The sequence below is a fragment of the Bradyrhizobium sp. BRP56 genome (assembly GCF_020194035.1).
GTDB classification, from domain to species: Bacteria; Pseudomonadota; Alphaproteobacteria; order Rhizobiales; family Xanthobacteraceae; genus Bradyrhizobium; species Bradyrhizobium australafricanum.
This window is the reverse complement of sequence record NZ_JADYVV010000036.1, coordinates 25,667-48,785: the sequence shown is the minus strand read 5'-3', so window position 1 is coordinate 48,785 and position 23,119 is coordinate 25,667. Positions and strand designations below refer to the sequence as shown.

Here is a 23,119-nt window from a genome sequence, read left to right as displayed (position 1 = left end):
CGCATGCGCGGTCGTTTGGCAGGGCTTCTCGTATCGGCGGGATTGGTGGCGGCGGGAGTATCAGCGGCCCATGCCCAGGCGGGGCCGCCCGGGCCTCCTGCCGTGGGCGTGTTCGAGGCGGTGAAGCGGCCGATCACCGAAACCAATGAATTTCTCGGACGCATCGAGGCGCCCAACCGCGTCAACGTGGTGGCGCGCGTCACGGCGTTCTTGGACAAGCGGAACTTCGTCGAAGGCTCCGAGGTCAAGGCCGGCGACCTGCTGTACCAACTCGAGCGCGGCCCGTTCGAGGCCGATCTTGCATCGAAGAAAGCGCAGGTCGCCCAATTGCAGGCGACGCTGGTCAACGCCAAGCTGACCACCGATCGCGCCAAGGCCCTGATGGGCGGGCCGGCCGGCCAGCAGTCGAACGTCGACGCCGCAGTCGCCAACCAGCAGAGCCTCGAGGCGCAGGTGCAGGCCGCGCAGGCGCAGGTCGACCTCTCCCAGATCAATCTCGACTACACCATGATCCACTCGCCGATCGACGGCAGGATCGGACGCACCGCGGTCACCGAGGGCAACGTCGTGACGCCGAGCTCGGGAACCCTGACGACAATCGTCAGCCAGGACCCGATGTACGTCACCTTTCCCGTGCCGGTGCGCGAGGCGCTCGATCTGCGCGACCGTTATGCGACGCGCGGCGGCTTCAAGGCCGTCGTCATCCGCCTGCGGTTGCCGGACGGCCGGCTCTTCGACAAGACCGGCGAGCTGAATTTCGTCAACAACACGATCGCGCAGAACACCGATACCATCTCCCTGCGCGGCACCATCCCCAATCCGCCGACATATACTTCCGTCGCGGCTGGCGGCTCGCTCCGCGAACTCACCGACAATGAGTTCGTGACCGTTCTCCTCGAAGGCGTGCAGCCGGTCGAGGTGCTGGCTATCCCGCGTTCGGCAGTGCTGTCGGACCAGCAGGGCGAATATGTCTATGTCGTCGGCGCGGACAACAAGGCCGAGCAAAGGCGGATCCAGCTTGGGCAATCGACCGCAACGATTGCGGCGGTAACGAGCGGCATCTCGCTCGGCGACAAGGTCGTCGTCGAGGGGTTGCAGAAGGTCAAGCCGGGCGAGGTGGTGGCGCCGGGGCCCGTCAGCGCGCTGATCCAGTCGAGCATGAAGGTTTCGGCGGATGGCGGCGCGAGCAGCGCGCCGAAATCGACGGGCAATAACCCATGATTTCTGCCGTCTTCGTCGATCGTCCGCGGCTTGCGATCGTCATCGCGTTCGTGATCACGATCGCGGGCGCGCTGGCGCTGATGCAGATTCCGGTCGCGCAGTTTCCGGACATCGTGCCGCCGCAGGTCACGGTCTCCGCCGTATTCCCCGGCGCATCGGCCGAAGTGGTGGAATCGAGCGTCGCCCAGCCGCTGGAAGCGCAGGTCGTGGGCGTCGACAAGATGCTCTACATGAAGTCGACCAGCGGCAATGACGGCAGCTACACGCTGACGGTCTCCTTCGCGCTCGGCACCGATCCCGATATCAACACCGTCAACGTCAACAACCGCGTGCAGAGCGCGCTCGCGCAATTGCCGACCGAGGTGCAGGCGCAGGGCCTGACCGTGCAGAAGAAATCCTCGGCGGTACTGCAATTCATCGTGCTGTACAGCAAGAGCGGCGATCAGGATCCGCTGTTCATCACCAACTACGCCATCATCAACGTGCTGGACGCGATCTCGCGCACGCCTGGTGTCGGACAGGCCTCGCTGTTCGCGAAGCTGAACTATTCGATGCGGATCTGGTTCGACACCCAGCGCCTGACCAGCCTCAATCTGGCGCCGTCCGACGTGATCGCCGCGATCCGGGCGCAAAGCGTGCAGGCGCCGGTCGGCCGCATCGGCGCGCGTCCGATCAGCAATGACCAGCAGTTCCAGTTCAATGTGCAGACGCAAGGCCGCCTGACGACATCCAAGCAGTTCGGCGACATCGTGCTGCGGGCCAATCCGGATGGATCGGTGCTGCGGATCAGGGACGTTGCTCGCGTCGAGATCGGCGCGCAGAACATGGATTCGGAGTCGCGGATCGACGGCAATCCCGGCGTGCCGATGGGCATCTATCTCGCGCCCGGCGCCAATGCGGTGACCACGGCCAAGGCGGTGCAGGCCACGCTTGCGCGGCTGTCGGAGCGGTTTCCGCCGGGGTTGACCTATCTCGTGCAGTACGACTCCACCACCTTCGTGTCCGATACGATCAAGGAGGTGATGAAGACGCTCGGCGAAGCCTTCGTGCTCGTCGTGATCGTGGTGTTCCTGTTCCTCGGCAATCTGCGCGCCACGGTGATCCCCGCGGTCGCGGTTCCGGTCAGCCTGATCGGCGCCTTCGCGGTGCTGCTAGCGCTCGGCTATTCCGCCAATACGGTCTCGCTGCTGGCGATGGTGCTGGCGATCGGCATCGTGGTCGACGACGCCATCGTCGTGGTCGAGAACGTCGAGCGCGTCATGGAGGAGGAGCCGGAACTGTCGCCGGCCGACGCCACCAAGAAGGCGATGGCGCAGATCACGGCGCCGATCATCGCGATCTCGCTGGTGCTGCTCTCGGTGTTCGTGCCGATCGCGTTCATCCCGGGCATTTCCGGCACGCTGTTCCGCCAGTTCGCGGTGACGATCAGCGCCGCGATGGTGATCTCGGCGCTGAATGCGCTGACCTTGTCGCCGGCACTGTGCGCTGTTTTCCTGCGTCATGGCGGGCCGCGCCGCGGCATCATGGGACGGGTGCTCGGCAGCATCGACTGGGTGCGCGACCGCTACGCCGGCGTGGTGCAACGGCTGGTTCGTGTGGCGGTGCTGTCGCTGGTTGCGGTGCTGGTGTTTGCAGGCGCGGTGTTCGGCGTGTCGAAGATCACGCCGACCGGCTTCCTGCCCGAGGAGGATCAGGGCGCCTTCTTCATCGCGGTGCAATTGCCCGACGGCGCGTCGGTGGCACGCACCAGTGAGGTCACCAAGCAGGTCGAGGCGCTCTTGAAGAAGAATCCGGCGATCGACCATGTGCTGTCGATCATCGGCTTCTCGCTGCTCGACGGTGCTAGCGAGCCGAATTCGGCCTTCATGGTGGCGCGCATGAAGGCGTTCGCCGACCGCAAGGCCGTCACCGACTCGGTGCAGGCGGCGATCGGGCAGACCTTCGTTGGGGGATCGCAGATTCGCCAGGCTTCGGTGCTGCCGTTCAACCTGCCGCCGATCATCGGGCTATCGACCTCCGGCGGCTTCGAATATCAGCTTGAGGCGCTCGAAGGGCAGGATCCGGCCTCGCTCAGCAGCGTGATGGGCGGGCTGATCGGCGCGGCGAACCGCAATCCGAATCTGGCCCGCGTGTTCTCGACCTTCACCGCGACCAACCCGTCGGTCTATCTCGACATCGATCGCGCCAAGGCGCAGGCGCTCGGCCTCAACATGGCCGACGTCTTCACCGCGCTGCAGGCCACGCTCGGCGGCATCTACGTCAACAACTTCAACCTGTTCGGCCGCACCTGGCAGGTCAATGTGCAGGGCGATGCCGCCGATCGCCGCGACATTCCCGATATCTGGCAGATCTATGTGCGCAACAGCGGCGGCGAGATGGTGCCGATCCGCTCGATCGCAAGCCTGCGCATCGTGACCGGACCGCAGGTGATCACGCGCTACAACAATTATCGTTCGGTCACCGTGAACGGCAGCCCGGCGGCGGGCGTGTCCTCGGGCACCGCGATCGCGACGATGGCCGAGCTCTCCAAGTCGACGCTGCCTTCCGGCTATTCCTACGAGTGGACCGGCACGGCCTATCAGGAGCAGGCGGCCTCCGGCCAGACCGGCATCATTCTCGGCCTCGCGGTGCTGTTTGCCTATCTGTTCCTGGTCGCGCTGTATGAGAGCTGGACGATCCCGATTCCCGTGCTGCTATCGGTCACGGTCGGCGTGTTCGGTTCCTATCTTGCGATCAAGCTCGCGGGCCTCAACCTCGATCTCTACGGTCAGATCGGCCTCGTGGTGCTGATCGCGCTCGCCGCCAAGAACGGCATCCTGATCGTCGAGTTCGCCAAGGAGCAGCGCGAGGCCGGCAAGCCGATCGCGGAGGCCGCGACGATGGGCGCGCAAATGCGCTTCCGCGCCGTCATGATGACATCAATTGCCTTCATCCTCGGCCTGGTGCCGCTGGTGGTCGCGACCGGTGCCGCGGAAATCAGCCGCCGTGCGGTCGGCACCGCGGTGTTCGGCGGTATGCTCGCCGCAAGCTCGGTTGGCATCTTCCTGGTGCCGATGCTGTTCGTCACCTTCCAGGGCTGGCGCGAGGGTGTAAAGAACCGCTTCGGCAGACGGAGCAAGGCCGAACAGCCTGCCTCGCATTAGATCCTGCCTAATCCCTTCGCGCATTAGGGAGGCGCGTGGGGCGGGTCTATGCTGCTGGCCTCATCGATGGAGTTCTGGATTGAGCGTTGCCTTCACCAAGGAAGAAAGTGCCGAGACCGCGTCCGAAACGCTGTTGCCGGACCGCCCCATTTCGCCGCATCCCAACCTGGTGACCGAAGCAGGACGCAAGGCGCTGGAGCGTGAGCTCCGGGCGGCACGCGAGGCCCTTGAGGCCGCCCAACAGCTGGACGACGTCAACGAACGGCGGCGGCAGTCGGCGGTTCCGTTGCGCGACGCGCGCTATCTCACGGAGCGGCTCCGCACCGCGCAGGTCGTGCCTGACCCTGCTTCCACCGAAACTGTTGCCTTCGGCAGCACGGTGACTTTCAGCCGCGCCGACGGGCGGGTGCAGACCTATCGCATTGTCGGCGAGGACGAAGCCGATCCAAAGGCAGGCTCGATTTCCTTTGTCTCGCCGGTGGCGAGGTCGCTGATGGGCAAAGCCCTGGGCGACGTCGCAGGCGCCGGCGATCAGGAGCTGGAGATCGTCGCGATCGCTTAGAGAGTGATGGGATTAGATATCGGCCGCAAAGACGGCCTGCTCCCTCTCCCGCTTGCGGGGGAGGGCTGGGGTGGGGGCTCTCTCCGCGAGTCGTATCGTGGAGAGAGCCCCCACCCGCATCGCATTTTCAATGCGATGCGATCTCCCCCGCAAGCGGGAGAGGTGCAGCAAATCCTCCTCTGGACCGATTCCGCTGAAGCCAATCGCGCTTGATCACGCTGCCGGCAGGGTAAGCCGCTCGATAGTCTGAATATGCCGCGCCAGCAGGCTGCAGGCCTGTTCGATGTTGCGGGCGCGCAGCGCCTGCAGGATCACGCGATGATCCGGGCTCGGCCGCGGCCGCCAGCCGGCGTTGCGCGCCATCGCGAACACCAGTCGCGAATTCGCAAGCTGCAGGCCGTCGAGGCTGGCAAGCAGCCGCGGCATCGCGCACGGCGCCACCAGCGCGTGATGAAAGGCGCGATTGGCCATCTCGAAATCCTGCACCGTCTCGGCATTGTCGCCTTCGATCATGGCGAGCTCGATCCGTGCCAGATGCGCCGATGTGAGCCTGGGAGCGGCGTTGCGCAACGCGACCACTTCGAGCGCGGCGCGCATCTCGGCGATTTCCTTCACCGACCTGGTGTCGAGCGGCGCGACCCGCACCCCGCGTCGCGGCACCGCAACAACGAGATGCTGCGCCTCCAATTGCCTGAACGCCTCGCGCACCGGCACGTGGCTCGAATGGAATTCGCGCGCGACATGATCCTGCCGCAGCGGCGCGTCCGGCAGCAATTCGCCGTTGATGATGCGCCCGCCGATCGCTTCGGCGATGCGCCCCGCGGTGGTCGTGTTCTCGCCTTCGCTCGTCATAGATTATCTATCGTAAAAACGGGTGCGTGCGCGTACTGGCTCGGCTAGCATCGTTCTAAGTCCACAGATCATAGATAATATACCAGATTATCTATGATCCACAGCAAACGAGAAAGCAAGCCATATGGTTGATGTCGTGGAAATCGAACGGACCGACAGCGGCACCAGTGCAGCGCCCCGCAAGACCTGGGACCGTGCCGAGGCTGAAGCACTCTACAATTTGCCGTTCGCGGATTTGATGTTTCAGGCGCAAGGCGTGCATCGCGCCAACTTCAATCCGAACCATGTCGAAACCGCGAGCCTGCTCAGCATCAAGACCGGCGGCTGCCCGGAAGACTGCGGCTACTGCTCGCAAAGCGCGCATTACGACACCGGCCTGAAGGCCACTCGCCTGATGCCGCGGGACGAAGTGGTCGCGGTCGCGCAGCGCGCCAAGGACGCCGGCGCAACCCGCTTCTGCATGGCCGCGGCCTGGCGCAGCCCGAAGGACCGCGATCTCGATCAGGTCTGCGACATGGTCAGCGCGGTGAAGGGCCTCGGCATGGAAACCTGCGTCACGCTCGGCATGCTGACGCCAAAGCAGGCCGAGCGTCTCTCCGACGCCGGGCTCGATTTCTACAACCACAACGTCGACACCTCGCCCGAGTTCTACGACAAGATCATCACCACCCGCACCCTGCAGGATCGCATCGATACGCTCGCGCATGTGCGCGACGCCGGCATCAAGGTCTGCTGCGGCGGCATTATCGGCATGGGTGAACAGGTCGATGACCGGCTCGGTATGCTGATGCTGCTTGCCAATCTCCCCAACCATCCGGAGAGCGTTCCGATCAATCTGTGGAACGAGGTCAAGGGCGTGCCGGTCAACGACACCGCGGAACGGCCCGATCCGATCGCGCTGGTGCGTCTGGTCGCTACCGCGCGGATCATGATGCCGAAGAGCGTGGTGCGGCTGTCGGCCGGACGGCAATACATGACCGACGAGCTGCAGGCGATGTGCTTCCTCGCCGGCGCGAACTCGATCTTCATCGGCGATGTGCTGCTGACCACCAGGAACCCGCAGCGCGATCGCGACGCCAATCTGCTGGACCGGCTCGGCATCAACTCCGCCCTCGCCTGAGCGCAGCTCCGGTACGCGCGCAGCGGGATTCGCCGCGCGACCAACGACAAATCTGAGAGAGAAGCATGAGCGCAATCCATGCGGCCAAGGTCGCTGATTACGCCGCGGCCTTGCACGCCCTGAGCAAGGACGATCGGCTGCGCGGTCTCAAGCCGCGCGCGGGCATCGATTTCGTCTCGAACGACTATCTGGCGCTCGCGAGCGCGCCGCGCATCAAGCAGGCGGTCGCGGCCGCGCTCGAGGCCGGCACGCCGATCGGCGCCGGTGGGTCGCGGCTTTTGCGCGGCAATTGCGAGGAGCACGAACGCCTCGAAGCCGAGGCCGCCGCGTTCTTTAGAGCCGAGACGGCGCTGTTCTTCGGTGGCGGCTACGTCGCCAATTTCGCCGTGCTGACGACGCTGCCGCAACGCGGCGACCTCCTGGTGCTCGATTCTCTCGTGCACGCCAGCATCCATGAAGGCGCGCGGGCCGGCCGGGCCGAATTCCGGATCAGCGCGCACAATGATCCCGGGTCGGTCGAAGCCACCATTCGCGGCTGGCGCGCCGAGGGTGGCACGGGCCGGGTCTGGATCGTGGTCGAAAGCGTCTACAGCATGGACGGCGACGTCGCACCGCTCGACGACCTCGTCGCCATCGCGGACCGGCACGACGCGTTCCTGATGGTGGACGAGGCGCACGGCACCGGCGTCTATGGCGAGCAGGGGCGCGGGCTGACGGCGACCTATGAGGGGCGCGAGAACCTCGTGATCGTTCATACCTGCGGCAAGGCGCTGGGCGCCGCCGGTGCGCTGGTCACGGCCTCGACCGAGCTACGCGACTTCATGGTCAATCGCAGCCGCCCGTTCATCTTCGCCACCGCGCCATCGCCGCTTGTGGCCGTTGCCGTGCGTGAGGCGCTGCTGATCCTGCAGCAGGAGCCCGAGCATCAGCAGCGCCTGGCAAAACTGGTCGCGTTCACGCATCGCGAGCTCGACCTGCGCGGCTGGCGCAGCCCGTCGCGCTCGCAGATCGTGCCCTATATCGTCGGCGACAATGCGCGCGCGATGCGGCTGGCGTCTGCGCTGCAGGCGCGCGGCTTCGATATCAGAGGCATCAGGCCGCCGACCGTGCCGGCGGGCACCGCGCGGCTGCGGATTGCGCTGACGCTCAATGTCGGAGAGGACGACGTGCGCGCGCTGCTCGATGCGCTGGTCGAGGAGACGAAGGGCTGGTCGCGATGACGAGCCGGATCGTGGTGACCGGCACCGATACCGGGATCGGGAAGACGGTTTTCTCCGCAGGCCTCGCCGGTTTCCTCGGCGCGCGCTACTGGAAGCCGGTTCAGGCCGGCATCGAGGAGGAAACCGATGCCCAACTGGTCGCACGGCTTGGCGGGCTCCCGGCGGATCGCATCGTGCCGGAGCGTTACCGGCTTCGAACGCCGGCTTCGCCGCATCAGTCCGCCGCACTCGACGGCGTGCGCATCGACGCTGCCGCGCTCGGCGTGCCCGATGTCGGGGACGTGGTGATCGAGGGCGCCGGCGGGCTGATGGTGCCGCTCGACGGCAACACGCTCTATATCGATATCTTCGCGCGATGGCGCCTTCCGGTCGTGCTGTGCGCCCGCACCGCGCTCGGCACCATCAATCACTCGCTGTTGTCGGTCGAGGCGCTGCGCACGCGCGGGATCGACATTCTCGGGATCGCATTCATCGGCGAGAGCAATCCCGAGAGCGAGCGCGCGATCTGCGAGATCGGGCAGGTGCGCCGGCTAGGCCGGTTGCCCTGGCTTGCTCCGCTTGCGGCAGACACGCTGCAGGCAGCGTTCAAGGCGTCGTTCCGGCGGGAAGATTTCAATCCATGACATCCGCTCGGAAGTCGCCGATCTGGCACCCGTTCACCCAGCACGCGCTGCACGGCGAGATGACGAGGATCGTGCGTGGGGAGGGCGCCTATCTCTACACCGCGGATGATCGCCGCATCGTCGATGCGATCGCCTCCTGGTGGGTCGTGACCCACGGCCATTGCCATCCGCACATCGTGCGCGCGATCCAGGACCAGGCGGAGCAGCTCAACCAGATCATCTTCGCGGGCCACACCCACGATCCGGCCGAGCAGGTCGCCGCGCAGCTGTTGAAGCTGGCGCCCGATGGGCTCGATTACGTGTTCTTCTCCGACTCTGGCTCGACCAGCGTCGAGGTGGCGCTGAAGATGGCGCTCGGCTACTGGCACAATATCGGCGCGACGCGCACGCAGATCATCGTGATGGAAAATTCCTACCATGGCGACACGGTCGGGACGATGTCGGTCGGCGCGCGCGGCGTCTTCAACAAGGCTTACGAGCCGCTGCTGTTCGACGTCGCGTCGATCCCGTTTCCGGCGCCCGGCCGTGAACAGGCGACGCTCGACGCGCTCGAGGCCGCGTGCAACGCGGAAACCGCGGCCGCGTTCATTGTCGAGCCGCTGATCCTGGGCGCCGGCGGCATGCTGATGTATCCTCCCTGGGTGCTGAAGGAAATGAAACGCATCTGCGCAGCCTCAAACGTGCTCTTCATCGCCGACGAGGTGATGACCGGCTGGGGCCGCACCGGCACATTGTTCGCGTGCGAGCAGGCCGACATCGCGCCGGATATCGCTTGCTATTCGAAGGGCCTCACCGGCGGTTCGCTGCCGCTCGCGGTGACGCTCTGCCGGGCCGAGATCTACGACGCACATTATTCCAGCGATCGTTCGCGCACCTTCTTCCATTCCAGCTCCTACACGGCAAACCCGGTCGCCTGCGCTGCTGCAAAAGCAAACCTCGAGCTCTGGCAACACGGTGCAGGCGCGCGCGTCTCCGCGGTGGCTGCGATGCAGGAGCGCCTGCTCGCCGCGTTCCGTGCCGACGCGCGCTTCGAGAACGTCCGCCGCACCGGGACCATCACCGCACTTGATCTGAAGGCAAGCGATGCAGGCTATCTCGCCGGCATCGGCCCAAAGCTTCAGGCCTTGTTCGAACGCCGCAACCTGCTGCTGCGGCCGCTCGGCAATACGATCTACGTCATGCCGCCCTACTGCGTCACGGAGGCGGATCTCGAGGAGATCTACGACGGGATCAGGTGCGCGGCCGACGCGCTGGTTTGACGACACGCTTCGTGTCCAAAAGTCAGGGATTGATGATTGCATCGCGGGCCGTGGTGCCCGCGATGGGGTCTCATACGAGATCGGCGTGCCCTTGCAGGCACGCCGATGAGCCCGATCATGAGTGTTGGCGTGGCGCCGGACGCGGCCTCGCAGCAGGATGCGGCCGTGGCGCCGGTCGTGACACATGCGGGGGCGCGGGCCGATGCACAACAGCTTGCGCGACGCGCGGCGCCGGTGGATGCGCGACCGCGTGTGGCTGCGGCGGTGCATGCTGCACGAGCTGCGGTCTTGACGCCGGCGGAGCGACGTGCGGCGCGGGTGCGGGATGTGTGCCGGCGCCGGGGAGAGCATGCGCAGTCGGCAAGGCGTGTCCCGGCGGTAAGGTGTGTGCCGGCGGCAAAGCGTTCCCCGTCGGCAGAGCGTGTCCGGCCGGCGAAGCATTTGCTGTCGGCAGGGCATGTCCTGGCGGCAGGGCATTCCCCGTCGGGAGAGCATGTCCCGTTGGCAAGGCGTGCGCGGCCGCGGGTTGCGCGTGTCGGGGTGGCGGCGCCGCGATCGGCTTGCCCGGGCGCGCGGCGATCACGCCGGCGCCGCTGAACCGTGCTGCGTGCGCGGTCGCGGCGACCGCCGGATGACCATGGTTGTTGGCGAGCGTCAGCGCCGGATTCTTCATCGCCGCTTCCGCGTGTCGCGTCTGCTCGCCGGTCGCGGCCACATGGTGCGCGCTCTGGGCCGCGAGCTGCTGCGGCGTCGGCTTCACCGTGGTGCCGCCGGTGCCGCCGTTGTAGCTGACGTTGGTCGTGTTGTTGACGACGGTCTTGTTGTAGACGTTGGTGACCGAGACGTTCGAGATGTTGTTGACGGAGCTGTTGTAGAAGAAGCTGCCGCCGCGCCAGTAGCCGCCCTCATAGCCGACGCCGGTGTAGCCGAAGCCATAAGAGATGCCGCCGTAGAAGCCGACGGTCGCGCCCCAATATCCGGCGTGGAAGGCGTAGGCGCCGTCGCTCCAGCCCCAATAGCCCGGTGTCCACAGCAATTCAGGCGCCGGCGGAAGCACCCATGTGCCGGGCACCCAGTAGTAACCGGTGTCGTCGCTCCATGCCCAATAGCCCGGAGTCCAGATGTAGCCGGGCGCCGGGATCGGCGGCTGGACATAGACCGGCAATGGCGGCGGCGCCGCATTGACGGTGATGCCGATGGCAAGCTGCGCGCGCGCAGCGTGTGGTGGGGAAAGACAGCAGAGGCTGAGAGCCAGGGCGAAAGGCAGTCCGGCGATGCGGCGCATGGCACATACTCCAATCTTCTTCCCCCAGCGTTGGAGTCGAATAGTGGCGGCGACATGAACCCGTTGTGAATGTTTGTGCTGACACCGTGATTTCGAGATCGCGCGACGGCGGGATCGTTAACGACGACGAATGCAAGTCAGCTCGGTGTCAGGATGGAACGCAATCATGCGGTCTCGTCAGCTTCATCACTGCGCCAAATAGTCGAATTTTCGATTTGAATTGGACGACGCCCCCCTGCGCATCATCAATCGGTGCCCGGAGCATCCGGCTGCCAAAGGCCGGGCAGGGAGGTTTGGCATGGCGCGATCCGCCGACATCGACATCAACGCGGGCGCGCGCCTCGACAGGCTGCCGATCTGCGGATTCCACTGGCGTATCCTGGCCCTGATCGGCGCCGGCATGTTCCTCGACGCGTTCGATATCTATCTGGCCGGCGGCGTGCTCGGCGCCGTGCTCAAGGAAGGCTGGTCGACGCTCGAGCTCAACGCCGCATTCGTCTCCGCGACCTTCGTCGGGATGACGATCGGCGCGTGGTGCTCCGGCATCCTCGGCGATCGGTTCGGCCGCCGCTTCTCCTACCAGATGAACCTCGCGATCTTTGGTCTCGCCTCGATCGCCGCGGCCTTCGCGCCGAACATGATCGTCCTGATCGGCTTGCGTTTCATCATCGGCATTGGCCTCGGCGCGGAGATCGTGGTCGGCTATGCGACCTTGACGGAATTCGTGCCGGCTTCCTCGCGTGGGCGCTGGATCGGGCTGCTGGCCGTGATCACCAATTTCTCGCTGTTCGTATCCTCCATGGTCGGCCTGTGGGTGATCCCGACGCTTGGATGGCGCTACATGTTCGGCCTTGTCGGTTGTCTTGCGATGATCGTCTGGATTCTGCGCAAGTCGATGCCGGAATCGCCACGCTGGCTCGCCGCCAACGGACGCGCCGATGAAGCCGAGAAGATCCTGTCGGCGATCGAAGCCGAGGCCGCGCGCAAGGCGAAACTGCCTGCCATCGCTGCCCGCGCGCCGGCGCAGGAGTCTCCCGGCGCGGTCTGGCGTCTGTTCCAGCCGCCTTATCTCGCGCGCACGCTGCTCGGCAGCCTGTTGCACATCGTCGTCGGCTTCAGCCTCTATGGGTTCATCGGCTGGCTGCCGACCTTCATGGTCAAGGGCGGCCACAGCGTGGTTTCCTCGCTGGGCTATACCACGGTGATGGCGCTGGGCGGCCCGATCGGATCGCTGATCGGGCTCGTGCTGGCGGACCGGCTCGGACGCAGGCTGTCGATCGTCTGTTCGTCGATTGCGGCAGCGGCGCTCGGTATCGCCTATCCATACATGCCGGACGGCGTTGCGCTCGCGGGCGTGGGCTTCCTGCTGATCACCGCAATCTACGTCATGCTGGCGACCGGGTTCGCGATGCACGTCCCCGAACTGTTTCCGACGCGGTATCGGCTTCGCGGCACGGCGATCTGCGCCACGTCCGGACGCATCGCGACCGCGCTGGTCCAGTATGTCGTGGTTGCGATCTTCGCCTGGCAGGGACTCACCGGCGTGCTGACGACCCTGGCCGGCATCCTCGTCTTCCAGGCCGTGGTCTTCCTCGTGTTCGGTTTCGAGACCAAGGGACGATCTCTGGAGGACGCGTCGGCGGTCACGGACGCCGAGGCGGGAGGGCGGTCGTCGATGGCGCGGAGGCCGGCGGACCTCGGCGTCTAGTCCAGTTCGGAGCAGGCCGCCCTGATCCGGTCGCGGAGCCAGCCGTTCGCATTGCTCTGATCGTATCTGCGGTGCCAGTATAACATCCAGTCGAACGGCGCGGATTCGAACGGCAGTTCCTCCATCCTCAGATCATCGTCCATCAGCACGGTCGCGAGGTGCCTCGGCATCACCGCGAGCAGATCGGTCTTCTTCAAGACGTGAGGCACGACCAGCCAATGCGGCACGTTCAGGGCGATGCGTCTTCGGTGGCCGCGTTCGGCGAGCACGTCGTCGACGAAGCGAAGATCGGTCGGGCTCATCGAGACCTTCATGTGCTCCTGCGCGATGAAGCGCTCAAAAGTCAGCCGTGCGCGCTTGATCTGGTGTTCGCGTCGCATCAGGCAGACCATGCGGTCGCGGAGCAGCGTCTCGGAACGGATCGATGCGGAATGCTCGAGCCCCATGCTCACCGCGACGTCGATCTCGTCCCGCTCGAGCGCATCGATCGTCAGGGCGGGCGGCAGATGGATCGTGTTGTAGGAGATCCGCCCCTCCGGCGGCCGTGCTGCGGCGAGCCGCGGCAGCAGCAGGCACGCGAGAATGTCCGACATCCTGATCGTGAAGGTGCGTTCCGTCCTGTCTGGATCGAAGCCGGCGTCGCTCGCCATCACGCGCTCGACTTGGCGCAGAACCTGGCGCAGCGGCTCCGCCAGTTCGGTGGCGCGGGGCGTGGGTTTCATCCCGGTCGTGGTCCGCACCAGGAGCTCGTCCTTGAACATCGCGCGCAACCGGTTGAGCGCATTGCTCATCGCCGGTTGGCTGAGGCCGACGCGGTCTGCCGCCTTGGTGACGTGACGCTCGGTCAGCAATGCGTCCAGCGCGACAAGCAGATTGAGGTCGATGGATCGAAGGTTCATCCTTCATTCATATCGTGAATGACGAAAGATCACAAATCCATTTCATCCATGATGGCGCGGCGCGTATCAATCGATCAGGACCAAGGAGGCATCAATGAGCTTTGAGATGATCAAGCGCGACGTGAAGATCTGCATGTTCGATCAGTACGGCACGGTCGTCGACATGCAGGGCGGCCTGACCAGGATCGCGGCGCCGTTCCTTGCGAAGAAGAGCTGGAAGGGCGATCCGAATTCCTTCGTCACGTGGTGGCGTCGCACGCATTTCGAGAACTCGATGATCGATGCGCTGCTGCATCGCGAGCACACGCCCTATCGCGAGATCGGGCACCGCGCGGTTGCTCACGTCATGGACCGCGCGAAGATCGACTATACGATGGACGATGTGCGCTACCTCGTGGGCGAGATCGAGAAGCTGGTGCCGTTTCCGGAGGTGCCGGACGCGCTCGCGCGGCTGCAACGCAAGTACAAGCTCGTCGTGCTCTCGAACGGCGATCCGGACATGCTCGAGACCGCGAAGCAGTACCACAAGGTCCCGTTCGATCGGGTGATCTCGGTGGCCGAAGCGAATTCGTTCAAGCCGCATGTCGCGACCTATACCAAAGCGGCCGAGATCATGGGCGTGAAGCCCGCGCAGGTGCTGTTCGTGGCCAATCACGCCTTCGACTGCATCGGCGCCAAGTCCGCCGGCATGCGGACGGCCTTCATCGATCGGCGCAGCCGCCCGTTCGGCATCACGCCGCACCAGCCCGACATCCTGGTGCCGTCGATGAAGGACCTCGCCGATGCGATCGTCTGATCGCGAGCCGCTGTCGGGCATCAGGGTCCTCGACCTCTGCCGGGTGGTCTCCGGCCCGTTTGCCACGATGCAGCTCGGCGATCTCGGCGCCGACATCGTCAAGATCGAGGATCCGCGGCAGGGCGACGAGAGTCGCCGTTACGGGCCGCCGTTCATCGGCGGCGAGAGTGCGTATTTCCTGTCGGTGAACCGCAACAAGCGAAGTTGCGCCATCGATCTGAAGTCGTCGGCCGGGCGCGACGCGGTGCTCGATCTTGCATCCGTCGCAGACGTCGTCATCGAGAACTTCCGCCCTGGTACCCTGGACAAATGGGGGCTCGGCTTCGACGCGTTGCGCGCCCGCAAGGCCGACATCATCCTGTGCAGCATCTCGGGATTCGGTCGCACCGGCGCCGACGCCGCGCGCCCCGGCTACGATCTGATCCTACAGGGCGAATCCGGCGTCATGGACATCACCGGCGATCCGGACGGACCGCCGACCAAGGTCGGCACGTCGATCGCCGACCTCGTCACGGGCCTCTATGCGTCGCATTCGGTGCTGGCCGCCCTGATGCGGAAGAACCGCACCGGCGAGGGCGGCCGGGTCGACGTCTCCATGCTCGACGCCATGGCATCGCTGCTGACGTTCAACGCCGGCATGTACTTCGCCTCGGGACAAAGCCCGAAGCGCCGCGGCAATGTCCATCCGACCATCAGCCCGTATGAACCGTTCGAGGCGAGTGACGGCTGGATCAATGTCGGGGTCGCGAACGACAAGTTCTGGGCGGCCTTTTGCGGCGTCGTCGGCCGTCGGGAGCTGCGCGAAGACATCCGCTTCGCAACCGCTCCGAACCGCGCGGCGAGCCGAAACGAGCTCGTCGCGATCCTTTCGCCGATCTTCGCGCGGAGGAGTCGTGCCGACTGGCTGCAGGCGCTCGGCGCGGCGGGCATTCCGTGCGGCGCGATCAAGTCGGTCGGCGAGGTCTGCGAAACGCCTCAACTCACGCAGCGCGGAATGGTCCAGACCATCAGCCATCCGGCCGCGGGAGATGTGAAGTTCATCGCGAGGCCGACGCGGTTCGGCGACGAACCGCCGGCGCCGTCCACGCCGCCGCCGATGCTCGGCGAACACACAAGCGAGGTGTTTGCGGAATGGCTCGGTTGGAGCGACGATCAGCTCGGGAGATTCGCCGCCGAGGGCGCGTTCGGCGACTTTGGACGGACGCTCGTGCGATCGTCGATGTGAGCGGCGCCGCCTAACGTGCGGCGAAATGGCGCGTAGCACAGTCCTGGCCTTTACCTGATCAAGCGCGCCCGTCCGCGGGAATTAAGAACTCGCTTTCCAAGATACAGAATTTGGATGGCGCAATCCTGAATCGACGCCGATAGTCTGGCCCAGGTTGAGGAGCGGCGCGCGATGAAGGACTTTATTGCCAAGTTCCTAACGTACAATCTGGAAATGCTTGCCAAGGCCTCGGACGAGGACCCGGCCGCGCATGACCAGAATGCAGTCTGGCTGCGCGCTGCGATTCCGGCTTGTCCGGCGGCAGCCGAGATCGGCTGGATCGGCGGCAATCCAAAGCTTCCCGATCCCTTCCAATGGCCCAGCAGGGACGGCCAGCCGTATCAGTTTCTTTGCCAGATCAATTGCGCATCCTTGCCGCCCAGCCTGTGGGGCGGCGTCGGTCCGAGGACGGGGTGGCTGGCATTTTTCGCAGCCGTGTCCGGTCGCATCGACGTGAAGGTGATCCATCAACCGACGCTCGGACCGCAGCGTCGCAACGAGCACGCCTGGCAGAAGAGCGCCACGGGTCTGTATTGGGTCGATGACAAGTATGACGGGCTGCTGGCACCGCCGCCCAGATGGCCGCTCGACTTCGTGCATCCCGTCGACGGCGAAAGCTGCGTTCCAAGCCGGCTGCGGCGCAAGCCTTCTGCCGATGCAGTTCTCGCCATCGCATCCTGGGAGCTTCAGCCGATCGATTGGAGAACGCTTGAGCTGCTCGTGCAGGAGGCGCTTGCCCAATCGCGGGCGTGGGCGGCGCGTCTGGCCGACGCGGCGCGGCAGCAGGAAGCGCGGCTCAAGCCGCCGCGCAAGGAGCTGGTGACTGCGTTCGAGCAACTCGCTGAAACAGCGGAACGGCTGCGCGAGGCGATGGCGCGTTCCGAAGCGGAGCAGCCATTCTCGTTGCAGAGTTGGCTGTCCCACGCCGAACTGGTCTTGCGCATCAGGAAGCTGCACGACGAGATCACCTTGCAGCGTGGCAGCAGCTTCGTCGCGACGCTCGACAAGTCGGAAATTGAGCTCGCCAATGGCGAGGGTTTTCTGGCGCCGATCTGGGTGAAATCGAAAGCGCCTCTGTTTCCGCCCGACACCGAGCAAGGGCGCAGATATGCCGGGTTGGTTCGGCTCATTCAGGACCTTGAACGGGATCTTCAGGCCGACGTACGGATGTCGTCGCCCGACAGGGGCGTTTCAGCCGATCTCGCCGGCTGGCTGGAATACAGGGAGAAGTTTCCGCAGGACTGGGAAGCCTATGCGGCGCGGGTTCGCGGGATTCGCAAACTGTACTACGCGTTCTGGATCGACAACGCCGCGGCGCTCGAGACGACGATGGCGCATGGTCGCGGGCTGCCGCCGCCCGAAAGCTGGGCAGACGCCCGCGGGCGCGCGGAGAGCGAGCGCGACTGGGCGCATGAGCAATTGCGCAGGTTCGGAACGGCCGAGGCAAGCGAGGGCCAGAGGCCCGCCATCGCACGGAGCAGGCAGCAGAAGGCCGAGGCGCTCGTCGCAGAGCTGGAAGCGGTCATGCGCAGGATCCGCGATCGCCAGAGCGAGGCCGCGTTCGTGCCCGACGAGTGGACCGCGCTCTATCGGCTGCTCGATGAGCGTGCGGCCGATCAGGCGCTGCCGGAGTTCTGGTCGACGGGGTACAGGGTGTTGCGCTCCGAAATCGCCAAGCAGCTTTACGCCGACGATCCCGATGCAGTGATCCCGGCCGCCCGGCATCCCCTTGAGACCGACTGGGTGTTCGACGCCGAGCAAGCCACGCTCCAGATCGGCGGCGCGCCGCGAGGCTGGTGCGCGGACTTTATCGAAAACAAGCCGAACTCGGTCATGCTGCTGCAATTTCCGAGCAACAATCTCACGCATTTCAGATGCGGCGACGTCAGCGACCTCGTCGTCTCGATCTCCCGCCCCGATCTTGAGCGGCACGACTTCAGACATGTGCGGGTGGATGTATCGAATTGACAGATCCGCCGCAAAGGCGGTTGCCGGTGGCAGCCGAATGATCAGCGAAGCGAAGCAAGAGCAACGTGCCATTGATGGCTGCGCAAAGGTGTCTCTTTGAAACGGCCTGTCATTCTTGCCGTCATGGCCATTGCATTGGCGTGGTTGTTGGTCCGATGTAGTACGCCGCAGGCAGCTCTGCGCTACCGGATGACCATCGAGGTCGAAACCCCCGGCGGAATGAGGTCCGGCTCTTCAGTCATGGAGTTGCGCCTTGAGCGGGAATTCCTGATCCCGATGCCGGGCGCTGGTGGTTCCGACTGGGGTGGTGGCTTCACCGTGCACGGCGAAGCCCCATTTGTGGATCTTGGCGACGGAAAGGTTCTGTTCGCGACGAACTACGATCGAAATTACAGCTATCTGAGCAGCATGACGCATATCGTCGTCCAGGTTCTCGGTTATCGCGAGCTGGCGCCGCCACTTCCGTCCGGCGACAACGCGAGAACCATGAGCGCGGCTGTCAGAGCCAAGCCATCCGGCGTCCTGCGTCCGAAGGATTATCCGACGCTGGTGATGTTCACCGACACGAACAAGCCTAAATCCGTTGTCGTGGTCTCGCCCGACAATCTCGCCGCCGCCTTCGGGGCGGGCTACCGGCTCGGCAGAATGACGTTTCAAGTGGTCGAGCGGGACGCGCCGCTCACCGCCACTCTCGCGGCCCGTTTTCCGGCGCTTGTTGACGAGCGCGGCCGGCTGACCCTGCGTTGACCGGCTCGGTGGCGCGTCGCGAGGTGTTGGCGGCGTCCCGTCAATCGGGATCTGCCTCGGGTTGAGCCGGCACCATTCCTCCGGCGGCATGAAGGTGCCCGACCATATTCCGCGCCTGGCTTGCTCCGCCTCGTGCTGCTCCGGCTGAGACGGGTCACTGGCATTGCCAGGATCGATATCCGGTTTCATACTCTGGCATAGGCCGGAGCCGGCCAGCTAACCTGACGGCGCGGCCAACCCGGAGAATACAAGAGACGATACCGGGTTACTGAGCGGCGGAGAGACGGCGATGTCGTTTCGTCTCGCATTTACCTTTGTGTCGATAGCGGCGCTGCTGGTTGATCCGACTGACGCTGTGTCGCAGGACATGCTGCGGAGTGTCGACCTCAACAGTCCGGAAATGACGGCGTCGGAGATGACGCGCGCCGAGGTCGACGCGCTCCTCAAGTCGGTCCCTCACGGGGACGGACGCACTGCAGATTTGGATGGAAAGCGACTGTCGCGCCTCGATCTCTCGGGCCTCGACTTCTCCGGCGGCAACCTTCATCTCGTAAAGCTCAACCGGACCAATCTGAAAGGCGCCCGCTTCGATCGGGCTATCTTGAACCAGGCCTGGCTGATCGACGCAGACTTGACGGGGGCGTCCCTCGTCAAGGCATCGCTGCTCGGCACGCAGATGCAGCGCGCCAAGCTTGGCGGCGCCGACTTGAGCGGCGCTCGGATAACCGCCGATCTTTCCGGTGCCAGCCTGATCGGGGCCAGGCTTGCGGGCGCCGATCTGAGCGCTGATATGCGCAACCAATCGATGGGCCTGATGCGTGGCGTGCTCAAATCCGCCGATCTGCGGAATGCGGATCTAAGCGGCGCCAATCTTTCGCGCGCCGATCTCGAATTTGCGCAACTGCAGAATGCCAATTTGGCGAACTGCAGCCTCCATAGAGCTGACCTTGCGGGAGCCGACCTATCCGACGCCAATGTCGCCGGCGCAGATTTCACCGAGGCCGACCTTGCGTCGGCCCTCTTGCCGAGCGCGGCGGCGCTGGCCGAGGCCCGCAATCTGGACAAGGCCCGGAACTTGAACTTGGCGCGGCGCCCCCGTTAGGGATCGAATTGCAGTGTCCTGCGACAAGACCTATGTTCTGTCTTGAGAACCACGCAGCCGCTCATCGTGCGGCGGGCAGGACCACGGTGGATGGTTGCATGTCGCACCGGAGGTGAGGCCATGACCATTTCTCCCAAACTGCACAATTATCTCGCTGCAGAAAACATCGAGTACGACGAAATCCCGCACGTCCTGACGATGTCGTCAGCCCTTACCGCCCAGGCTTGTCACGTCTCGGGCGATCGCTTGGCCAAGGCCATTGTGCTGCGCCGCAACGACGGGTACCTGCTCGCCGTGTTGCCGGCATCGCATCACCTCAGGCTGGCGGATCTCAGGGCGAGATTCGGTGACGATATCGCCATGGCCGCTGAAGGCGAGATCGATCGGCTGTTCACGGACTGTGCGCACGGGGCGGTTCCCGCCGCCGGTAGCTGCTACGGGCTCGACGTTATCGTTGATGACAGCATCCGGATGCAGCCCGAGATCTATATCGAAGCCGGCGATCATGAGACGTTGCTTCATCTCGGTCGTGCGCAATTCGCACGCCTGACCGCCGGTTCCCTGCATGGCAGCTTCAGTGCGCACGACTGAGGCGGCGTGACAGCGGGACCATCTATCTGTGCGCCCCGACTGGAGCATGATCCGGAAGGGTGCGAAGCGGCTCTCCCCCGAGACAAGGGAGGAACGCGCTTGCGCAGAGATCATGCTCAAGCAAGGGGCTCGAGCGCGATGACGCTTCGACCCGGTTTCATCGTGCCTTAAGGCGCAGCACGCATGCAGTCGCGCCAGCTCTGTTGTATAATTGCGAGCGAGGGGGTGCTGCCTTGGACGGGAGGTCCTCCATGAAAGTCAAGGACGTGATGCACAAGGGCGTCGATTGGGTAAGCCCCGACACGCCAATCACCGAAATCGCGAAATTGATGCAAGGGCACGACATCGGCTGCATTCCGATCGGACAAGACGATCGTCTGATCGGGATGGTGACGGATCGCGACCTCGTCTGCAAAGGTCTTGCGAGCAAGGACTTCAACTCTGCGCGCACCACAGCGCGGGATGTGATGACTGAAGGCATCCACTGCTGCCGGGAAGACGACGATCTGACGAAAGCTATACATCACATGGAAACGCTGAAGATCCGCAGACTGCCTGTGATCAACAAGAGCAAGCGGATGGTTGGCATGATCAGCCTGGGCGATGTGGGCCACTTTGCCGGTGCCGATCTCGTGTCCCAATGCATGAAGAGCGTGTCGGCTCATCATTGAGGCGAGGCCGGTCTGCGGGAATCCGGCAGACCGGCCAGTGTCATGATCAACCGGGAAGGCAACCGGTGCCGGCTGTCTCACAGGCATCGTCCCGAAGCTGGACGGCGATCGGCACCGTTCGATCTCCATCCGATCTGTCGAGGGGCGGATCGCACCACGGTCCGCCCGCCGTCGCGATATCGCCTGGTCAATCAGCCCAGGTGATGAACCTTCTGCAAGCCGTAGACCGGGGTCGGGATGCCCTCCATCCGCGCCTTTAGTTGCAGCGCCAGATATTGGGAGTAATGCCGCGACTGGTGCAGGTTGCCGCCGTGGAACCAAAGCGCTTGCTGCTGGGTCGGCTTCCACATGTTGCGCTGCTCGCCCTCCCATGGGCCGGGGTCCTTTGTGGTCTCGGATCCAAGACCCCAGACCTTGCCGACCTTGTCGGCGACGTCCTTCGAGATCAGATCGGCGGCCCAGCCGTTCATCGAGCCATAGCCGGTGGCATAGACGACGAGATCGGCGGGGAGTTCGCTCCCGTCCACGAACCTGACGCCGTTTTCGGTCAGTTCCTGCACCGCTGCGCCCTTGCCGCTCTTGAGCTTGATCGAACCGTCGATCACGAGATCGCAGGCGCCGACGTCGATGTAATAGCCCGAGCCGCGGCGCAGGTACTTCATGAACAGGCCGGAGCCGTCGTCGCCCCAATCATGCATGAAGCCGATTTTCTCCAGCGCGGCGTAGAAATCCTTGTCGCGCTCGCGCATCTGCTCGTAGAGCGGGATCTGGAATTCATGCATGATCTTGTAGGGTAGCGAGGCGAAGATCAGGTCGGCCTTGCGCGTGGTCACGCCGCTCGCCACCGCCTGCTCCGAATAGAGCGCGCCGAGTCCGATATCCATCAGCGTGTCGGACTTCACGATATGCGTGGATGAGCGCTGCACCATGGTGACGTCGGCACCGCCTTCCCATAGCGCCGCGCAAATGTCGTGGGCGGAGTTGTTGGAGCCGATCACCACCACCTTCTTGCCGCGATATTTCTCCGGCCCCGGGTGGGTCGAGGAATGCTGCTGCTCACCCTTGAAGATGTCCTGCCCCTTGTAGGTGGGCCAGTTCGCCTTGCCCGACATGCCGGTCGCCAGCACGAGCTGCTTCGGCTTGAGCGTGATCTCCTTGCCGTCGCGCTCGACCACGACGGTCCATTCCCCGGCCTTCTCGTCATACTTGGCCGACTTCGCCGTGGTCGAGCTCCAGTAGTTGAGCTCCATCACCTTCGTGTACATCTCCAGCCAGTCGCCGATCTTGTCCTTCGGCGCGAACACCGGCCAGTTCTTCGGGAAGTCGATATAAGGCAGATGGTCGTACCAGACCGGATCGTGCAGGCAGAGCGACTTGTATCGCTTGCGCCAGGAATCGCCGGCGCGTTCGTTTTTCTCGATGATGATGGTCGGCACGTTCAGTTGCCGCAGCCGCGCGCCAAGCGCGATTCCGCCCTGCCCACCGCCGATGATCAGCGCATAGGGTTGTTTTGCATGACCCAGCTCGGTGATTTCCTGGTCGCGTTCCTCGCGCCAGCTCTTACGGTCCTTGCCATGACCGTGCTTGGCGCCGAGCGGACGGGTGAAGCCGGACTTCTCCTCATGTCCCTTGAGCTCGGCCATGGTGGTGAGCAAGGTCCAGATGCGTCCGTCCTTCATGCGCAGGTGACCATAGCCGCGCGCGACATCGGTCTCGAACTCGATCCAGCTCTCGATGATGCCGCCGGCCTCGCTCGCAACTTCGCCATCGGCAATGCGCCATCCCGACGGTTTGCTGTCCGCAAGCCGCGCTCTCAGCATGTCGCGGATCTGATCCTTGCCTTCCATGGTCTTGATGTTCCAGGTGAAGGTGACCAGATCGCGCCAGTAGCAATTGGTCTGGAACAGCGCGATCGCGCGTTCGATGTCACCCGACGACAATGCGACGTTGAACTCGTCGAGCAGCGCGGTGATCTTTCCGTCCGGGGCCTTCGTGAGCATGGTTTCATTCTCCCATATGCCGGCGTCGATCGCCTTTGCGTCGTGGGTCCGGCGCGTTTGTTAGCGAGGTCGAATCTTGCCTCGACCA

General features: G+C 64.6%; 19 protein-coding genes. 15 read left to right on the top strand and 4 right to left on the bottom strand.

Annotated features, from left to right (window positions below; all coding sequences use genetic code 11):
- Positions 1 to 3: 3 nt before the first annotated feature.
- The 3 genes from I6F38_RS24280 to greA all read left to right on the top strand — a co-directional run bounded on the left by I6F38_RS24280 (position 4) and on the right by greA (position 4,926).
- Positions 4 to 1,221, top strand: coding sequence for an efflux RND transporter periplasmic adaptor subunit (locus I6F38_RS24280; RefSeq protein WP_225162091.1), 1,218 nt, complete (start codon positions 4 to 6; stop codon positions 1,219 to 1,221).
- Positions 1,218 to 4,364 (top strand): multidrug efflux RND transporter permease subunit, encoded by a 3,147-nt coding sequence (locus I6F38_RS24275; RefSeq protein ID WP_225162090.1) that lies wholly within the window; start codon positions 1,218 to 1,220, stop codon positions 4,362 to 4,364. The genes I6F38_RS24280 and I6F38_RS24275 overlap by 4 nt, the downstream gene beginning before the upstream one ends.
- Positions 4,365 to 4,443: 79 nt before the next feature.
- Positions 4,444 to 4,926 (top strand): transcription elongation factor GreA, encoded by a 483-nt coding sequence (gene greA, locus I6F38_RS24270; protein ID WP_225162089.1) that lies wholly within the window; start codon positions 4,444 to 4,446, stop codon positions 4,924 to 4,926.
- Between the two features lie 213 nt (positions 4,927 to 5,139).
- Here greA and I6F38_RS24265 read toward each other — a convergent pair whose 3' ends face one another.
- The gene (locus tag I6F38_RS24265) at positions 5,140 to 5,778 is read right to left on the bottom strand and encodes a GntR family transcriptional regulator (protein WP_225162088.1); all 639 of its coding nucleotides are present in this window, start codon (positions 5,776 to 5,778) and stop codon (positions 5,140 to 5,142) included.
- Positions 5,779 to 5,902: 124 nt separating this feature from the next.
- On the opposite strand from I6F38_RS24265, the gene bioB reads away from it, so the two are divergent.
- From bioB to I6F38_RS24245, 4 genes are all read left to right on the top strand, one after another.
- Positions 5,903 to 6,898, top strand: a complete 996-nt coding sequence (gene bioB / locus I6F38_RS24260; protein WP_225162087.1) for a biotin synthase BioB — start codon at positions 5,903 to 5,905, stop codon at positions 6,896 to 6,898.
- A gap of 65 nt (positions 6,899 to 6,963) precedes the next feature.
- Positions 6,964 to 8,118 (top strand): 8-amino-7-oxononanoate synthase, encoded by a 1,155-nt coding sequence (locus I6F38_RS24255; RefSeq protein ID WP_225162086.1) that lies wholly within the window; start codon positions 6,964 to 6,966, stop codon positions 8,116 to 8,118.
- The gene (bioD, locus tag I6F38_RS24250; RefSeq protein WP_225162085.1) at positions 8,115 to 8,741 is read left to right on the top strand and encodes a dethiobiotin synthase; all 627 of its coding nucleotides are present in this window, start codon (positions 8,115 to 8,117) and stop codon (positions 8,739 to 8,741) included. Before I6F38_RS24255 ends, bioD begins: the two co-directional genes overlap by 4 nt.
- Positions 8,738 to 10,000 (top strand): adenosylmethionine--8-amino-7-oxononanoate transaminase, encoded by a 1,263-nt coding sequence (locus I6F38_RS24245; protein WP_225162084.1) that lies wholly within the window; start codon positions 8,738 to 8,740, stop codon positions 9,998 to 10,000. Before bioD ends, I6F38_RS24245 begins: the two co-directional genes overlap by 4 nt.
- Positions 10,001 to 10,115: 115 nt before the next feature.
- On the opposite strand, the gene I6F38_RS24240 is transcribed toward I6F38_RS24245, so the two are convergent.
- Positions 10,116 to 11,285 (bottom strand): hypothetical protein, encoded by a 1,170-nt coding sequence (locus I6F38_RS24240; protein ID WP_225162083.1) that lies wholly within the window; start codon positions 11,283 to 11,285, stop codon positions 10,116 to 10,118.
- 298 nt (positions 11,286 to 11,583) lie between these two features.
- Here I6F38_RS24240 and I6F38_RS24235 point away from each other — a divergent pair, with 298 nt between their 5' ends.
- Positions 11,584 to 12,993 (top strand): MFS transporter, encoded by a 1,410-nt coding sequence (locus I6F38_RS24235; RefSeq protein WP_225162082.1) that lies wholly within the window; start codon positions 11,584 to 11,586, stop codon positions 12,991 to 12,993.
- Here the strand turns inward: I6F38_RS24235 and I6F38_RS24230 are convergent.
- On the bottom strand, positions 12,990 to 13,892 hold the full coding sequence (locus I6F38_RS24230; protein ID WP_225162081.1) for a LysR family transcriptional regulator: 903 nt from the start codon (positions 13,890 to 13,892) through the stop codon (positions 12,990 to 12,992). The two genes, I6F38_RS24235 and I6F38_RS24230, sit on opposite strands and share 4 nt — an antisense overlap.
- A 94-nt stretch (positions 13,893 to 13,986) precedes the next feature.
- Between I6F38_RS24230 and I6F38_RS24225 the strand changes: the two genes are divergently transcribed.
- From I6F38_RS24225 to I6F38_RS24195, 7 genes are all read left to right on the top strand, one after another.
- Positions 13,987 to 14,688, top strand: a complete 702-nt coding sequence (locus tag I6F38_RS24225; protein ID WP_225162080.1) for a haloacid dehalogenase type II — start codon at positions 13,987 to 13,989, stop codon at positions 14,686 to 14,688.
- Entirely contained in the window at positions 14,675 to 15,913 is a 1,239-nt protein-coding gene (locus I6F38_RS24220) for a CoA transferase (protein WP_225162079.1), read from the top strand. The genes I6F38_RS24225 and I6F38_RS24220 overlap by 14 nt, the downstream gene beginning before the upstream one ends.
- Positions 15,914 to 16,084: 171 nt before the next feature.
- Positions 16,085 to 17,920 carry a DUF1963 domain-containing protein gene (locus I6F38_RS24215; protein ID WP_225162078.1) on the top strand — a complete coding sequence of 612 codons (1,836 nt, stop codon included), beginning with the start codon at positions 16,085 to 16,087 and terminating at the stop codon, positions 17,918 to 17,920.
- Between the two features lie 189 nt (positions 17,921 to 18,109).
- Positions 18,110 to 18,667 (top strand): hypothetical protein, encoded by a 558-nt coding sequence (locus tag I6F38_RS24210; RefSeq protein ID WP_225162077.1) that lies wholly within the window; start codon positions 18,110 to 18,112, stop codon positions 18,665 to 18,667.
- Between the two features lie 289 nt (positions 18,668 to 18,956).
- Complete coding sequence (locus I6F38_RS24205) at positions 18,957 to 19,769, top strand: pentapeptide repeat-containing protein (protein ID WP_225162076.1); 813 nt, start codon at positions 18,957 to 18,959, stop codon at positions 19,767 to 19,769.
- Between the two features lie 120 nt (positions 19,770 to 19,889).
- A complete protein-coding gene (locus I6F38_RS24200; protein ID WP_176937234.1) occupies positions 19,890 to 20,360 on the top strand; it encodes a YbaK/EbsC family protein in 471 nt (156 codons plus the stop codon).
- Between the two features lie 251 nt (positions 20,361 to 20,611).
- Entirely contained in the window at positions 20,612 to 21,031 is a 420-nt protein-coding gene (locus I6F38_RS24195) for a CBS domain-containing protein (protein ID WP_225162075.1), read from the top strand.
- Between the two features lie 191 nt (positions 21,032 to 21,222).
- Here I6F38_RS24195 and I6F38_RS24190 read toward each other — a convergent pair whose 3' ends face one another.
- Positions 21,223 to 23,031 carry an NAD(P)/FAD-dependent oxidoreductase gene (locus I6F38_RS24190; protein ID WP_225162074.1) on the bottom strand — a complete coding sequence of 603 codons (1,809 nt, stop codon included), beginning with the start codon at positions 23,029 to 23,031 and terminating at the stop codon, positions 21,223 to 21,225.
- Positions 23,032 to 23,119: the final 88 nt, after the last annotated feature.